This window comes from Acinetobacter sp. P1332 (assembly GCF_044057475.1).
Classification (GTDB): Bacteria; Pseudomonadota; Gammaproteobacteria; order Pseudomonadales; family Moraxellaceae; genus Acinetobacter; species Acinetobacter johnsonii.
This window is the reverse complement of record NZ_CP171159.1, coordinates 38,690-53,354: the sequence shown is the minus strand read 5'-3', so window position 1 is coordinate 53,354 and position 14,665 is coordinate 38,690. Positions and strand designations below refer to the sequence as shown.

The window sequence follows — 14,665 nt, the reverse complement described above, 5'->3', positions numbered from 1 at the left end:
AAGTTTATATGGGTATCTTTGATCCAAAAAAGAGTTTTCTTGCAAGTAACTCATATTCGATTGTAGATAACCTATTAAATTGTATAAGCACAAAATATCCGTCAACAAATAAGCCATTAACTTACGTGAAAATAAATACTTATTTTCATAAAACGTTATAAAGCAAATGTATAAGAGAATGTGATATGAAAGAATCAAATACACCAAAAATTGACCAACTTTCTGAGGAAGCATACGTGGATCCTATAGGTAAAACCCTTACCTCTTCTTTAGGTGTTCCCGTAGCTGATAATCAAAATAGTCTAAAAATTAATGAGAAAGGCCCTACTCTTCTCGAGGACTTTCTTCTAAGGGATAAACTTATTCATTTTGATCGTGAGCGTATTCCAGAACGTGTTGTACATGCTCGAGGGGTCGGTGCTCATGGTTACTTTCAAGCTTATACCGGTAATGAAAAATGGACTAAAGCTAAGTTCCTAACGGACACAAATAATCGGACTCCTATCTTTGTCCGTATTTCTACAGTTCAAGGTGGGCGAGGTTCGGCTGATGTCGTTCGAGATGTACGAGGTTTTTCTATAAAATTTTATACTGAAGAAGGAAATTATGATTTGGTGGGGAATAATATCCCTGTCTTCTTCATTCAGGATGCTATTAAATTTCCGGACTTTGTTCATGCAGTAAAACCAGAAGATGCCAATGAAGTTCCAACTGGTCAATCTGCCCATGATACTTTCTGGGATTTTATTTCTTTAAACACCGAAGCATCACATATGACTACTTGGATAATGTCTGATAGAGCAATTCCAAGAAATCTACGCTCTATACAAGGTTTTGGTGTTCATACATTTAGATTGATTAATAAGAATAATGAAGCATTCTTAGTGAAATTCCATTGGACTCCAAAGCAAGGGGTAGCTCAAGTCGTCTGGGATGAAGCCTTAAAAATTAATGGCAAAGATCCCGATTTTCACAGACGTGATCTGTGGGATGCTATTGAGCGTGGCAATTACCCGGAATGGGAATTAGGCGCACAAATTTTCTCTGAAGAAGATGCAAAACAATGGGACTTTGATGTCTTAGATGCTACAAAATTAATCCCAGAAGAACTTGTACCAGTCACTCCACTAGGTAAATTTGTTTTAAACAAAAATACAGATGATTTTTTCGCAGAAACAGAACAAGTTGCTTTTAGTCCTGCAAATATTGTCTCAGGTATAGATTTTAGTAACGATCCCCTTTTACAAGGACGGCTGTTTAGCTATACGGATACTCACTTACACAGACTAGGTACGGTAAATTTTAATCAAATTCCAATTAACAAACCCGTTTGTCCTTTTCATACGAATAGACGAGGTGGTTATGCTAATCACGAAGTTTATAAAGGAAAGGCAAATTATGAACCTAATTCTGTTGATGAAAATTGGCCAAGAGAATCACCGAATGACAGTGGTGCCTTCAAGACACATACTGAAGAAGTACAAGGCAGCAAACTAAGAGTTCGACCAGAAAGTTTCGCTGATCATTTCTCGCAAGCCACAATGCACTACCATAGTTTGGAAAAACATGAACAACAGCATATTAAGGATGCATATTCTTTTGAATTATCTAAGGTTAAATCGGAAGATATCCGCAGACGTGTAGTTTACGCTGTCTTAGCTAATATTGACTTGGACTTAGCTGAATATGTTGCGAAAGAGTTAGGTATTAAAACTCCCCCTAAACAGCAAGATAGTCTGCACCAACCCGTAATTGCATCTTCGAAAAGATTAAGTACCTCATCTTTTCCTGCATCTGATATTAAACAGCGAAAAATTGCCTTGCTCGTTCATAACGGTGTAAATGCGTCATCAATAGATGATATTAAAATATGGGCTGAAGCAGAAAAAGCTATTGTGGAAACTTTAGCACCGAACGCAGCCCCTGTTAAATCTAGTGATGGCAATGAAATACCAGTAGATGGAAGACAAAATGGCGAGCCTTCAGTGACTTATGATGCCGTAATCGTGATTGATGGGAATAATTTAGAAGTATTTAAGGCTGATGGAGTTTCTAAACATTATGTATTAGAGACATATAAACATCTCAAGCCCATTGTTTTCCTGGGTGATAAATGCGCTTTAATAGATGAGTTTCAGCTCACTAAGGATGCAGCTCTATTCTCTACTCAAAATTTTAAAGAGATCCAAGATCAATTCAAACAAGCTATTCAAAATCACCGTTTGTGGGATAGAGAAAAAGTTGTCGCAGCTATTCCAGCATGAATTTATTTGAGATTAAAAGTAGTGTAAGCATTTGATTTCAAAAAGCCCTGGACGAGGGCTTTTTGATCTACTTTTGCTCTTTAAGTGGATTCTCAGGCTCTTCATTTGGTTTTTTCTGAGGATCTGGATTCTGATAGGTTTTCTGATCACCCTTGTCATCGTTTGATTCTTTTTGAGGTTTTGATTCTGGATTTTGCTTATTAAGCATGTCGGTTCCATCACGTGAAATACTATAATAATAGATATGACATCAGGCTCTATCTATCAATAATAGATATGTTACGCAATCCTACCTTTATAGTAATTAGCACTTTAAGTTTATTATGAATTAATTAAGCTGTTCTTCAGTGACCACATCAAATAGATACCTCTAAAAACTTCTTCATTTTCCTCTGTATTTTTCAATAAGAAAATAATTTTGAAACTTCCGCTACTATATTGTTTTAACGATTTTTTTTAAAAGTAATTTTTATTTCTATTTGGGCTATTATTTGATCGACGATCATAAAGAATAAACAGGGATAAGTCTATGTGCGCAAATTTCGAAGCGATCAGAAAGAATCGTGCATTTCTCCTAGATCTCCCTGAGCCTGATCAGTTGGAGTTCCCTGAAGACATTTTCCCGAACTATCCTTCACCTTTGATCTTTTCCAATGACGGCAAGATCGAATGGAGATCAGTTAATTTTGGAATGATTCCCAAATGGGCCAAGGAAAAGAATTTCGGCAAGTACACATACAATGCCCGGACTGAGACGGTCGCTGAGAAACCCAGTTTTAGGGAAGCTTGGCATAAGTCTCAGTTTGGCTTGATTCCAGTCGAAACCATCTTTGAACCTAAATATATTGACGGGAAATCTCACTGGTATGGGATTGCTCGTGAAGATGGCATGCCCTTTACAGTGGCGGCCATATACGAGAATGCTGTCATCAATGGAGAGCAAATCCGATCGATGAGTATGCTCACTATCAATGCTGATAAACACCCTTTCATGAAGCAATTCCATAAGCCTAAAGATGAGAAGCGTTCGATCATCGTAATCCCTGATGAATACCGCAAAGAATGGCTGAATTGCAGCTTTAAAGAGGCGCATGAATTCTTCTTTGAAATGCAGGATGAGTACATCTCCTTCCCTAAATCCCGCTTATCCGAAAATGGTGCTCAACCTAATTTAATTTGAAGGTGCATTGATTATCCACAGCTTTTAAATTTGAAATTTAATTTGCCACCGACTATCCTAAAAAAAGAGTTCAGTTCCAAACACGCCTCGTAGCGTAGGAGTCAAACATGTCAAAGAAACTACCGATCTATTTCTCGGATGACGTCTGGTCATTCCTTCAAACACTTATGGGCCCAGATGGCGCTCCAAGTCCTACAGTCAATACTGTATTTGAAAAAATACAAAAAGAGCATGAGCTAGGTTCTAAGTTTGATCTTAAAGAAATTTCAGTCAAAACCCGCCTCGAAATTCCGTCTGCACTTGAACGTTTTTCTGCTGGTCCTGCTTTTGGTACCAAAGACCATATCGATAAGTCGATCGACTTAAATGACTTCCTTATTTTTAACCCAATATCGACGTTCATGGGGCGGGTCGATAGTGAGTCTATGCTTTACGCTGGCTTTGAAATTGATGACCCTTTCTTGGTCGATAAGAGCATTACAGCACAGCATAGAGATATCGTTTTAGCCCTCATCGATGAGCGTGAAATAACACTTAAGCGGTTAATGATGACCGCTAAGATGTCAAAACAAGAAATCAAAGAAATGTTTGGGGATGAAGACTATGAACTTCCCCCTATTTGGCTAAGAGCTGAAAACCCAGCTTACGAGCATATAATTCCGAAAGACAGTCAGTCTATCTCCATCCAAGGGGTTGTGACCTTCAACCTCAAGCAATTTTATAGACGCTCTACCAGCAAATAAGAAGTATAAAAAATGAAAGCTGAAAATCGTATATTCGCGTTAGTTGACGTGAATAACTGCTACGTCAGTTGTGAGCGTATTTTTAATCCGTCCCTTAATAATCGTCCGGTCATTGTTCTCTCGAGTAATGATGGTTGTGCCGTGGCACGCTCCCAAGAAGCCAAAGATATTGGCATTAAAATGGGTGTGCCAGTATTCCAAATTCAAGACATCATCAAGAAGCATGATGTTCAGGTGTTCTCCAGCAACTTTGCCCTTTATGGAGCCATGTCTCGTCGTTTTATGACTTTACTGGGGATGTATGTTGCACCAGGAGAACAAGAGATTTATTCAGTTGATGAATGCTTCTTGGATCTCACCAGCTATGAGCATTTATTTGATTTAACCGACTATGCCCAAGACATTCGTAAAACTGCTTGGCAGTGGCTCACTTTACCCTGCTGTGTGGGCATTGGACGCTCAAAAACTGAAGCAAAAATTGCCAACCATCTAGCCAAGAAGAATAAGTTTTTTAATGGGGTATGCAATCTAGTCGATATGGATCCTTGCTCTACTGAGGCCATGCTTGCACAGATCGACGTTGGCGAGGTTTGGGGTGTTGGGCGTCAGAACTGTAAAAAGCTTAATGCAATGAATATCCGTACAGTTTTGGATTTAGTTCAAGCGCACCCGGCAGAAATTAAAATGCAGTTCAGCATTATCATGGAAAAGACCGTACGCGAATTGAATGGGATCTCATGCATCGATATAGAGAGCGATTCACCTGCTAAAAAGCAAATCATCAGCAGCCAATCTTATGGCCAACCCATTTACGACATTGAAAACATCAAATCTTCAGTGCGCTTATACGTGCAGAGAGCTGTCTCAAGACTTCGTGATGATATGTCCTTATGCAAGATGATTGGGGTGTTTATTCAGACAGGTCGCTTTGATAAATGTGCAAAATACACACCTTACGTGATTATGCAGCTGCCCGAGCACTCCGACGATGTTTTAGAGATTACCCGTATAGCCATGCGGGCCATTGATGAAATATTCAAACCCGGCTTTAAGTATAAAAAGGCGGGAATCATCCTGATGGAGATTGTCCCGAAAGCAAAATTCTCCCCTGACCTATTTACCGATTATTCGCTACAGATTAAGCGAGCCAAGCTCTCCGACGCCTTAAATCACATCACCCACAAGTATGGCAAGAACACGCTGTCCTTGGGTTTATGCGGGCGCAAAGATGAGCACTGGCAAATGAATCAAGAACGCAAATCCCCGAACTACTTAACCGAATGGAATGAACTCGTTAGAGTGAGATAAGACAATGCATATTTATAAACTTTCAAATGAACAATTGGCGCAGATTTTAATTCCAAAGCGTTTTGTACCGCCTACACCTGAAGAATTCAAAGACAAGAATATGGTCTATGTTTTTGACAGTGAGGATAAGTTTGAGCTGACTTATGATGAACTGGTGGAAATTATTGGTAAGGCGAGACAGGCTGGACCTAGAATGATTCCAGTGTTGGGAACGGTGAACTAAATCGATCTGGCGTTAAGCGGTTTTTAAAGATATTGAAAAATTAGGATACATCGGGAATGAGAGATGAATTAAAAGAAATTTTTATTCGTGGATGCAACGAGAAAATTGAGAAGAAAGGGGAAAATGTTGGTCTATCATTTTACGCTTTCTTCAAGAACAAAAACGATAACCCAGAACTATTGATGGAGGCTGCTCAGTGGTGGATTATGAAACACAAATTAGATCACTTCGAGAAAGCAGTTAAAGTTAGGCAACTTGTTTTAGGTGAGTCAAAGTAACAAAAAACCATGATAGAGCGCTTAACTCTATCATGATTTGATTTATGATATTGATTATTATAATAAAAGTTATAAATAAAGTACAATATTAAAATCTTAATCTTTAGCTAACATAATCTTCAGTTGATATAACTTGAGCATATGCAAATTCAAAAGCAGCCATTAATGTTGCATGGACATGACCAGCAGATACTTTGATGCCATTAAATTCTTGGTCTAGCGTTGCACAAGCATCATGAATAACTTTTACCTTGTAACGGCTTTGTTGCACAAATATTCAAAAGCTAAACTTCTTCCAAGTTATCTAAATTTAAGTGGCAACTTGGGTGTGAGGTCGGTCTAAATCTGTAAATTTATTTAATACGGCCACACGTGCATGAATCTCATTGACTTGGCTTTGAAAGTTTCTCGCACGGAGTTTATCGCCTAATAATTTGATGTAATGCATCTTGTTTTCTATCAGACTTCTGCGATGATAGCCTGACCAATTTTTCCATATTGTTCTTCCTAAACGTTTAACTGTTCGAAGTAATTCATTTCGCTCTAGCGAGCTGGTCTTTGTATCTTTCCAAGGTTTCGCATTTTTTCTTGGCGGAATCACCGCATGTGCTTGCCGATCTGCAATTACTTGATGGCATTGCTTGGTGTCATAAGCCCCATCAGTATAGACAGAGTCAATCTGCTCATCTTGTGGAATCTGATCGAGTAAATCACCAAGCACTTGTGAATCACTCACATTATTTGTAGTGAGTTGAATAGAGCGTATTTGAAGGGTTTCAGCATCTATACCAATATGAAGTTTACGCCATTGGCGACGATATTCAGGTTGGTGTTTCTTACGCTTCCATTCACCTTCGCCTAGAAACTTTAAGCCAGTAGAATCGACGAGTAGCTGGAGACCATTACTGCTTTTTTGATAGTTAATTGCAATATCAATATGCTTTTGTCTTCTGCAGATGGTGGAATAGTCTGGTGCTGTCCAATCTAATCTACAAAGATGAATGAGACTTTGCACAAAGCCAGTGACCATGCGTAAAGAAAGATGAAATAAGGATTTGATCATTAAACAGCATTGGATGGCTGTATTTGAATAAGTTTGATTTCGACCATGTTTACCTTTGGGTTGAGCGTACCATTGAGTCTTGGGATCAAACCAAATTGAGAGATTTCCTCGATTTATTAATGCACTGTTATAAGAAGACCAATTGGTTGTACGATAGATTTTAGGGGTGGGCTTATTAATTTGAGAATTATATTGTGGAATAAGCCTATAGAGATAGGTTTGTGCAACAAAGCCGTTAATATCTATAAAAAATTGATATTAATTAAAATAAATGATCTTTAAAATAAAGAGAAAAAGATTAAGTAAAAATTTATATAAATTTTCTCAACTGCCATTCACGTTTAATTAAGCCTAGAGTTTTCTTTCGATCAAGAATTTCATCTTCAGAATAGGGTAGATGTTTTAATAACTCATCTATACTTTGCAAACTATTTTCAATCAGGTAAATATCTTGTTCTGTAGTCCAGGTGGACTTTTGAACTACTTTACATTTAGGAGGTCTTTTCATGATAGGTATTTTATACGTTTCACAAGTAAGCTCAACCCACCAAAAATATTCTTTAGCAGGTTTTTATAGACTTAGTTACGCAAATTTATCTATTTGATATATTTAACTTTAAGGCAGATTTGACACACTTCAAGCTCACCATCTTTAAAATATTGGACTTCCGTCTTACTATGTAGACCAAATAAGCACTTCAATAATTTGATCACTCAACACCTCTCAATTGATATCATCTAAATTTAATAATACCAATAAATTAACACAAAATAAAAGCGCACGATTAAAAGACCTTGTCTTTATTGGTCTCTATCCTTAGAGTGTGGAGTTGTTGTTTTATCCTGATCATAAGTGTCAGTATCTCTCTACTGACAGGCAGATAAACCGAGTATAAATACTAGACTAACTGTTGCAAAAATTTTCATAAATTTCACCAAATTAATTACGACAAATTAATAGATTTGTAAACCCAATTAATAAATTTGTCTTTTTCATTAAAATGAGGGACATTCAATAAATTTATCAATGATACATCACCAAAATTTCCAGATATCTTATTTGAAGATAAAACATTAAAGTCAATTTTTTCACCAACATGTATTTCTCGAAATAAATACAATACTTTGAGGTGAAGAGACTGCTTGTTAAATCCTACTCTTTCGATCAAAAAATCATAAATCTGGCTAAGCACATGTAATTCAAATTTATTATTCATAGACCCATATTCTCATATTTACTTTAACGTTTAATATAATTTAAATTAATATTGTTTTGAAAAACTAATAAAAACAGGTTCACTCAAATAAAAACAATTAAGTGATTTTTATTATAACTCACATATATTCTTACAAAACACTCAAAATATTATTCAATCTCCTCGTTCTATGTTTTTTGTGGATTCTAAAAAGTAGTTTTTAATTTCCTGTCCATAATCCACATCGGTAGCTAGATTTCCAGCAGATATAACTGATCTGGATTTCACACTTTGTATCATAATAGTAGATAAAGGTAATTGCTCTTCTTTATTCTCATCAATAGTTATTTGCTGAATAAAACCAGCCAACCATAATAAAAATTCACCACCATTATCGATCCGAGGGATCAAGCTCAAATCTACTGTTGACACGTCAGCAATATGATTTTCATCATCAAAAATTGAATTACATACTTCTTGATTAAATTTTAGGTGAGACGTCTTTAATTGTTTTCTAACATGTAAAATAATTAATGTAAAAAAAATCTTTCGATCACACTCACCCTCACCCTCTTTTTTAATACTCTCGATGACGTTTTCAGCCAATGTAAGATATTGTGGCATAATGTACTTCCTTACTTCATATGCTCCTAATGTAATCAATTGTATACTTACACAAAGTAAACCATAGAGGGTATGCGTTATATAGAAGAACAATCAAGTAAAGATTGTAAGTAGAAAATTACACAAAATGCTACGTAATCCTCAAAATTAGTTAAATACGTGTTAAATTCCATACTATAATTAAAATTATGAAATTATTCAAAAAAAACCTCCCTAAGGAGGTGGAGCTTTTCGTGAGAAAAGTAGCGGTTCATGTAACATTTATTATTATAATCCAACACCAATTTAGAATACTTGATTAATGATTAGTTTGAAGGACACAATCATTAAAATCTAAATTGCTATCAGTAAATTCAATATGGAGAAATAACGTATATTTTTCAGTAATTATATGTTAATTATTGTAAGAATCTTATCCTTATTAATTAAATGTAGCCCTTATGCGATAAGACTTCCAGTTATTTATTTTACTTACAATGAATTATCTAGTTACAAGCTGAATATTAATTTTATACCTGTTATTCATTTTTCATTAAACGAAAAACTGCCCAACATAGAGGTATTGGGTATATAAATTAACCCGAATCCTGTTTAAGCCAATGATTCGATTACTCGAATGGTTGGCTTATTTCGGTGGCTCAATTGATATGCGCACAATGAAGCATAAATCCCTCCTAGAAATCCACAAGCACTACGTGCTCTACTCGTCACTAAATTGTAGTGTCCTTTCAATAAGCTGAATAACGTTTCTATTTTATTGCCCTGCTTTAAGTGATATTCATCTGATACAGATAATTTAATAGACGTCATGTTCTTTCCATGATAGGTAATTAAATCAATACCTTGTTCTTTTAATCTTCTTTTTAATTATTGACTGATGTAGCCACGGCCGGCATAGAGTTTCGCCTGTAAACATTCAGCTAATTGTTCAACCATTTTAATGTCAGCAACATGCCCATTGGATAAGCCTGAGCTAACGATCTCTCCGAATTGATTCATCACGATATGTACTTTAAAGCCATAAAACCACCCCATTGAACTTTTACCTCGAGATGCGATCTTGGCTAATGATTTATGACGCTGAATATGCTGATTTTTACAGGCAGGTAGAGTCGTTGAATCAATCCATAAATATTGGCTATGTTGAGCTTTCATTACAACTACATGTAAAGCATGTAGTGCTAATTGATGCATATTAATCAGGTGAATCATGCGTTGATAACAAGGTAAGCTCTTAAATAAATGACTTTTATGCTGTTTCAGCCATGAAAAAAATGCTTTGAAATTATTGAAGTGAGAACACTTATACCAAATGGCGATAAAGAGGATTTCAGAGATACTCAATTGCACTTTTCGGATTCTTAAGCAGTGATTGTTTTGCTTGAGAAATTTCCAATAAGTTGCTTCAAATTTAAGAAAGAAATCATCAATTACACAGAATAATTCGGTACTATTGAACATCAGAACTAGAGTTGTGAGTTTTGTGTGGTAACTCAACTGATGGCTCTAGTCCTTCTGTTTTTCAAGTCCATTTCTTATCCACTATTCGGGTTAATTAGAGTTCTTAAAAATTTTTATCCATCTTTAGGTGTAGTACCCTACCTTTACAAAAAATTGGACTGTAAAAAAGATAATACGCTCATATATTGTACCTTCGAAAATGCAAATTAAAATTTAGCGATAAGTGCTTGAACTTACCTTGATTTAGTAAATTAAAAAACTTAGACCGTTCATATCTTAAAGAACTATTCATTTTATCTGTTAGTGTACTTATTCAGTTTTCAATAAAATATATACTTCTTTATGCTCAATTATAAATATTTCATACGATAGTGCAGTGAATCTAGTATAAATGGAACCCCTTTTTTCACATTACACCAAATATTGCAATAAACCTGAACATAAAGAAGTGTAGCAACTTGCTACACTTTCAAATAACATTTTTACCAAAGATTTCATTTAAACGTTCTTTGATACTTTCAACAAATATACGATCTGTTTTAAGCTTATGTTTCATCTTTCGCTTGAAATCAGCCAAGCTCATACCAACTTCCGCAAAATCCATTTGAAATAATGAATCATTTATTACAACATTTGCTTGAGAGTCCGTTAAACAGCCTATAGCTTTGAACCATTTTTTTAATTGCATACAGTTAGCATCATCATTTGAGATATACCAGGAACGAACCGTAGTATCAAACTTAGCACCTAATTCTTTAACTTCTGCATTATCTTCGAAAGGTACATCTAAATAAATTTTAAGCTTTTCTGTCTTCTTATCTTCAATTTCACTCTTATCAAAACCTCTATGATGCAGTTTAAATTTAACACCTACAATTGGTCGTCCTTTTTTTACTGTTTCATATTCCAACTGTAGGTCAGTATTTTCATTAATTTCTGCAACAATTTTATCTAATACATATCTTCTGAAGTCTACCCAGCGATCATACTTAGTTTCATTAATATCAATAAGTGCCTTAAGATTTTCTAAGAGGAGTGGCACTTCGTATGTTTCCTGAGTATTAAATTTAAATTCGTTTTTAATAAAGTAAGTATAAAGACTCATGCTAGCAACAGAATCAAGTGCAAACAAATGCTTCAACTGATATGTTGTAAAGTTTCCTCCAGCCAGTTGGGTAAAGTATGGAAGCACCTCACTTGTGAATCGAATCTGAAGTGCATTCTTAGAATCATCCTCCCATCGAAGTTCGCGTATTATTGGAACAACGGAATGCACTTTTTTTGTTTTTTTTCGCCCATCATCAACGGGCTCCTCAATAACGAAGTGCGCTACTCTTGAGGATAATTCTTTATAAATACGGTCAATTGCGACATTTATAGAATTCCGCTTACTCAAACCTAATAGATCTGCTAAATCATCTTTATATAAATAGATATATGTTTGTTCAGTGATTTCTTTATCCGCATTATTTTTTTCCCCATAATTTGCAACAGCCATTGCATAAAGCAATGCTTTGTATTCATTTGCTGAAAGCTCAATAGGCCTTATCAAGCGATTACTTGTGCTTACAACACCGTTTTGACGAATATTGCCTATGCAATATGGGATTGAATCCAATTGTTCATTGATTTGATGTACTTCAGTCATAGAGCATATTCGCTATCAAAATAGCGGTTTTAATGTGTATGGGTAATTTTATATACAAAAGTGGAAAAATTTTCAACACTTTCACCTTAAAACTTTAAAGTGGAATAATCGTCACCATAAAGTGGAAAATATATATACCATTCCACCATAATGTCATTTTATTATACTGATAGTGACAAACATTCCACTTTTAATAGATTTAGGATTTCAAATTAGGTAAAGTTTAATCACTAGGATTGCTAGATGATTTTTTATTATTCACTTAAAGTTCGATAGTATGACAAGTTTTCCACCTTTAAATATGTTAGAAATTTAGTATTGATAATAAACTTAATTGTTTAGCTTAAATTTTAGACAAGGTTATAAGCATAGATGATAAGTTTTCCACGTTTTTCCCTAATAGCCAATAAAACTGAATCTTACAATTAAATAACACTTCTTTTTACCCACAGATAAATATTACAAAGTGACAAATATTCCACTATAAAGACTGAATTTTAAAAAATATCCATAAAATAAAATATTGAATTACTGTAAGTTAATATGAAAATTATGCAAATTAATAAAAATATGTGACAAGTATTCCACTGTGGTGACATACACCGCACTTTTAGGTGATTTTGTTTCCACTTATTAGTGACAAGTATTCCACTTATCAATGACTAATACTCCACTTATTAGTGACATGTATTCCACTTATCAATGACAAAACCTCCACCTTTACAGATATAACCAATTGAAATATAATAATAAAAAATACTCTAATTATAAATTAACTTAATTATAAATTAACTTTAATTATTAATAAGCTAGCTATGTAAAATTTTAAATTTAAAAATTGTATTGCATACATACAATCAAATTTTATAAATTCAAAAGGTATAGTAACTTAGGGCAAAGTTATTTATATTAGTTAGTTATTGAAATATAGAATGACTTGACAAGTATGTCTGCAAAAATTATTGCTGTTGCAAATCACAAAGGCGGCTGTGGTAAAACAACAACAGTTGTTCATTTAGCTTCTGAACTGGCAAACTTTGGTAAAAAAGTATTAGTTATAGATCTAGATCCTCAAGCTAATGCTAGTTTGCATATAGGATTACGTCATCCAAGTGAAGTTGGTGTTACAACTGCGGAACTATTAATAGGTGATGTTTCATTACTTACCGATGCCCTTGAAGAAGATACAAATTTTGAAAATGTATCACTTATTTATGGTTCACTTAATTTAGGTAAAACGGAAGATCAACTTAAAGAAGATGCGCCAAGACCTTCAGAAGAATTAGCAACTAAACTTGAGTTTTTAAAAGATCTTTATGATTTTATCTTAATTGATTGTCCTCCAAGTTTAAAACTTTTGACTAGTAATGCTTTGGCATCATCTACTCATGTAGTTATTCCAATTGAATCTGGATCACAGTATGGATTATACGGTGTTACCGACCTGTTAAATCATTTGGAAAAAATCAAACGCATTAATCCTGAACTTAAACTTTTAGGAGCTTTACTAATTAAACATGATGAACGCCAAAATGTTTGTAAGTTGATCCGTGATGAAGCATATAAACAAGTAGGTCATATACTGGAAACAACAATTCCACAAAGCACAAAAGTGAATCAAGCAGCTATTATGCAACAATCACTTCTAAAACTAGATAAAAGCGGGAAAGTTCGCAAAGCTTTCGAACGTTTAGCAGAAGAAATATTAAAAAAAGTTAACTGATTGGGATATTTATGGCCACTGCAAAAGAACTTTTAGCTCAAAAGCTAAAACAAAATACTCAAAAACATCAGCTAGCTCAAAAAGATAATATTAAAGAGTTGAAGGAATTCAGAAGAAATGTCCCTATAGAAGACATTTCACGGAGTCCGTACCAGCCACGAAAAAAATTTGATCCGCAGGAGATTAAAGAACTATCTGAGTCTATTGATGAAGTTGGATTACTCCAGCCTATTACAGTCAGAAAGCTTGAAAATTTAAAATTTGAACTGATTGCTGGTGAACGTCGATTACGCGCTCATGAACTTTTGAAAAAATCGACAATTGAAGCGATTATCATAGATGCTAATGACGAAGAAGCATCTTTGCTAACATTAGCAGAAAATTTAAAACGCCAAGATTTAACCGATTTTGAAATTTATATCGGACTGAATGGCTTGGATGAGAGTTTAAAAAAGAATAAGCAACGTTTAGCCAAATCTTTAGGCCTAAATCGTGAAGATATGTATAAATATTTGGCATTTGAAAAATTGCCTGAGGTAGTTCTGGGGGATTTAGCTCAAGATCCGCAACTGCTTGGTCGAACTGCAGCTACAGCGTTTAAAAAATTTTTATCTGATCATGCAGACTTAAAAGAATTGGCAGAAGAAGCTTTAATTAATGCTTGGAATAAAGTTAAGCTTGGGAAGCTTGAACAAACGAAAGCCGTATCTCATGCAGAAAAAATACTTACACAGGGTAATCAAGAAACAGCATCAACATCGGTGGTAAAAAAAATTGAGTACGCTGGAAAAGTCGCTGGTAATATCAAGTTCAATGATAAGCAGTTAAAGGTTTCTCTAAATATTTCGAGTATTGACAATGCTAGTCTAGATAAACTTGAAATTTTATTGAAAGAGCTGGTAGAGAGAAATGAAAAAGTGTAGCAATTTGCTACACTTTTTCATCAATACGATA

14 protein-coding genes and 3 pseudogenes are annotated in these 14,665 nt (G+C 34.7%); 8 read left to right on the top strand and 9 right to left on the bottom strand.

Annotation, left to right across the window (positions count from 1 at the left end):
• Window positions 1-185: 185 nt before the first annotated feature.
• Window positions 186-2,264, top strand: a complete 2,079-nt coding sequence (locus tag ACFN7Z_RS19200; RefSeq protein ID WP_152630445.1) for a catalase — start codon at window positions 186-188, stop codon at window positions 2,262-2,264.
• A 67-nt stretch (window positions 2,265-2,331) separates the two neighbouring features.
• Here ACFN7Z_RS19200 and ACFN7Z_RS19195 read toward each other — a convergent pair whose 3' ends face one another.
• Entirely contained in the window at window positions 2,332-2,472 is a 141-nt protein-coding gene (locus ACFN7Z_RS19195) for a hypothetical protein (RefSeq protein ID WP_005324286.1), read from the bottom strand.
• A gap of 321 nt (window positions 2,473-2,793) precedes the next feature.
• Here ACFN7Z_RS19195 and ACFN7Z_RS19190 point away from each other — a divergent pair, with 321 nt between their 5' ends.
• The 5 genes from ACFN7Z_RS19190 to ACFN7Z_RS19170 all read left to right on the top strand — a co-directional run bounded on the left by ACFN7Z_RS19190 (window position 2,794) and on the right by ACFN7Z_RS19170 (window position 5,996).
• The gene (locus tag ACFN7Z_RS19190; protein WP_005324289.1) at window positions 2,794-3,444 is read left to right on the top strand and encodes an SOS response-associated peptidase family protein; all 651 of its coding nucleotides are present in this window, start codon (window positions 2,794-2,796) and stop codon (window positions 3,442-3,444) included.
• A 107-nt stretch (window positions 3,445-3,551) separates the two neighbouring features.
• Window positions 3,552-4,187 (top strand): LexA family transcriptional regulator, encoded by a 636-nt coding sequence (locus ACFN7Z_RS19185; RefSeq protein WP_005324292.1) that lies wholly within the window; start codon window positions 3,552-3,554, stop codon window positions 4,185-4,187.
• Between the two features lie 12 nt (window positions 4,188-4,199).
• Window positions 4,200-5,495 (top strand): Y-family DNA polymerase, encoded by a 1,296-nt coding sequence (locus ACFN7Z_RS19180; RefSeq protein WP_151732021.1) that lies wholly within the window; start codon window positions 4,200-4,202, stop codon window positions 5,493-5,495.
• A 4-nt stretch (window positions 5,496-5,499) separates the two neighbouring features.
• The gene (locus ACFN7Z_RS19175) at window positions 5,500-5,718 is read left to right on the top strand and encodes a hypothetical protein (RefSeq protein ID WP_005324296.1); all 219 of its coding nucleotides are present in this window, start codon (window positions 5,500-5,502) and stop codon (window positions 5,716-5,718) included.
• A gap of 56 nt (window positions 5,719-5,774) precedes the next feature.
• Window positions 5,775-5,996 carry a DUF6500 family protein gene (locus ACFN7Z_RS19170; RefSeq protein WP_005324298.1) on the top strand — a complete coding sequence of 74 codons (222 nt, stop codon included), beginning with the start codon at window positions 5,775-5,777 and terminating at the stop codon, window positions 5,994-5,996.
• A gap of 103 nt (window positions 5,997-6,099) precedes the next feature.
• On the opposite strand, the pseudogene ACFN7Z_RS19165 reads toward ACFN7Z_RS19170, so the two are convergent.
• The 8 genes and pseudogenes from ACFN7Z_RS19165 to ACFN7Z_RS19130 all read right to left on the bottom strand — a co-directional run.
• Window positions 6,100-6,252, bottom strand: a pseudogene (locus ACFN7Z_RS19165) (cysteine hydrolase); the annotation flags it as partial.
• A gap of 54 nt (window positions 6,253-6,306) precedes the next feature.
• Window positions 6,307-7,239: an IS5 family transposase gene (locus tag ACFN7Z_RS19160; RefSeq protein ID WP_151837437.1), complete on the bottom strand. Its 933-nt coding sequence runs from the start codon at window positions 7,237-7,239 to the stop codon at window positions 6,307-6,309.
• A gap of 130 nt (window positions 7,240-7,369) precedes the next feature.
• Entirely contained in the window at window positions 7,370-7,567 is a 198-nt protein-coding gene (locus tag ACFN7Z_RS19155) for a hypothetical protein (RefSeq protein WP_005324302.1), read from the bottom strand.
• Between the two features lie 293 nt (window positions 7,568-7,860).
• Window positions 7,861-7,986, bottom strand: a pseudogene (locus ACFN7Z_RS19150) (hypothetical protein).
• Window positions 7,987-8,003: 17 nt separating this feature from the next.
• Window positions 8,004-8,276: a hypothetical protein gene (locus ACFN7Z_RS19145; RefSeq protein WP_005324303.1), complete on the bottom strand. Its 273-nt coding sequence runs from the start codon at window positions 8,274-8,276 to the stop codon at window positions 8,004-8,006.
• A 153-nt stretch (window positions 8,277-8,429) separates the two neighbouring features.
• Window positions 8,430-8,879: a hypothetical protein gene (locus tag ACFN7Z_RS19140; protein ID WP_151732020.1), complete on the bottom strand. Its 450-nt coding sequence runs from the start codon at window positions 8,877-8,879 to the stop codon at window positions 8,430-8,432.
• A gap of 591 nt (window positions 8,880-9,470) precedes the next feature.
• Window positions 9,471-10,340 (bottom strand): annotated as a pseudogene (locus ACFN7Z_RS19135) (IS982 family transposase).
• 469 nt (window positions 10,341-10,809) lie between these two features.
• Window positions 10,810-11,988, bottom strand: coding sequence for a replication initiation protein (locus ACFN7Z_RS19130; RefSeq protein WP_005324312.1), 1,179 nt, complete (start codon window positions 11,986-11,988; stop codon window positions 10,810-10,812).
• A 946-nt stretch (window positions 11,989-12,934) separates the two neighbouring features.
• Here ACFN7Z_RS19130 and ACFN7Z_RS19125 point away from each other — a divergent pair.
• A complete protein-coding gene (locus tag ACFN7Z_RS19125; protein ID WP_005401940.1) occupies window positions 12,935-13,711 on the top strand; it encodes a ParA family protein in 777 nt (258 codons plus the stop codon).
• 11 nt (window positions 13,712-13,722) lie between these two features.
• Entirely contained in the window at window positions 13,723-14,634 is a 912-nt protein-coding gene (locus ACFN7Z_RS19120; RefSeq protein WP_005331533.1) for a ParB/RepB/Spo0J family partition protein, read from the top strand.
• Window positions 14,635-14,665: the final 31 nt, after the last annotated feature.

What these genes read in the sequence shown, in the direction of transcription:
- ACFN7Z_RS19140 (WP_151732020.1), bottom strand. Translation starts at nt 8,879, where the DNA reads ATGCCACAATATCTTACATTGGCTGAAAACGTCATCGAGAGTATTAAA.
- ACFN7Z_RS19145 (WP_005324303.1), bottom strand. Translation starts at nt 8,276, where the DNA reads ATGAATAATAAATTTGAATTACATGTGCTTAGCCAGATTTATGATTTT.
- ACFN7Z_RS19120 (WP_005331533.1), top strand. Translation starts at nt 13,723, where the DNA reads ATGGCCACTGCAAAAGAACTTTTAGCTCAAAAGCTAAAACAAAATACT.
- ACFN7Z_RS19195 (WP_005324286.1), bottom strand. Translation starts at nt 2,472, where the DNA reads ATGCTTAATAAGCAAAATCCAGAATCAAAACCTCAAAAAGAATCAAAC.
- ACFN7Z_RS19130 (WP_005324312.1), bottom strand. Translation starts at nt 11,988, where the DNA reads ATGACTGAAGTACATCAAATCAATGAACAATTGGATTCAATCCCATAT.
- ACFN7Z_RS19125 (WP_005401940.1), top strand. Translation starts at nt 12,935, where the DNA reads ATGTCTGCAAAAATTATTGCTGTTGCAAATCACAAAGGCGGCTGTGGT.
- ACFN7Z_RS19190 (WP_005324289.1), top strand. Translation starts at nt 2,794, where the DNA reads ATGTGCGCAAATTTCGAAGCGATCAGAAAGAATCGTGCATTTCTCCTA.
- ACFN7Z_RS19185 (WP_005324292.1), top strand. Translation starts at nt 3,552, where the DNA reads ATGTCAAAGAAACTACCGATCTATTTCTCGGATGACGTCTGGTCATTC.
- ACFN7Z_RS19170 (WP_005324298.1), top strand. Translation starts at nt 5,775, where the DNA reads ATGAGAGATGAATTAAAAGAAATTTTTATTCGTGGATGCAACGAGAAA.
- ACFN7Z_RS19180 (WP_151732021.1), top strand. Translation starts at nt 4,200, where the DNA reads ATGAAAGCTGAAAATCGTATATTCGCGTTAGTTGACGTGAATAACTGC.
- ACFN7Z_RS19175 (WP_005324296.1), top strand. Translation starts at nt 5,500, where the DNA reads ATGCATATTTATAAACTTTCAAATGAACAATTGGCGCAGATTTTAATT.
- ACFN7Z_RS19155 (WP_005324302.1), bottom strand. Translation starts at nt 7,567, where the DNA reads ATGAAAAGACCTCCTAAATGTAAAGTAGTTCAAAAGTCCACCTGGACT.
- ACFN7Z_RS19200 (WP_152630445.1), top strand. Translation starts at nt 186, where the DNA reads ATGAAAGAATCAAATACACCAAAAATTGACCAACTTTCTGAGGAAGCA.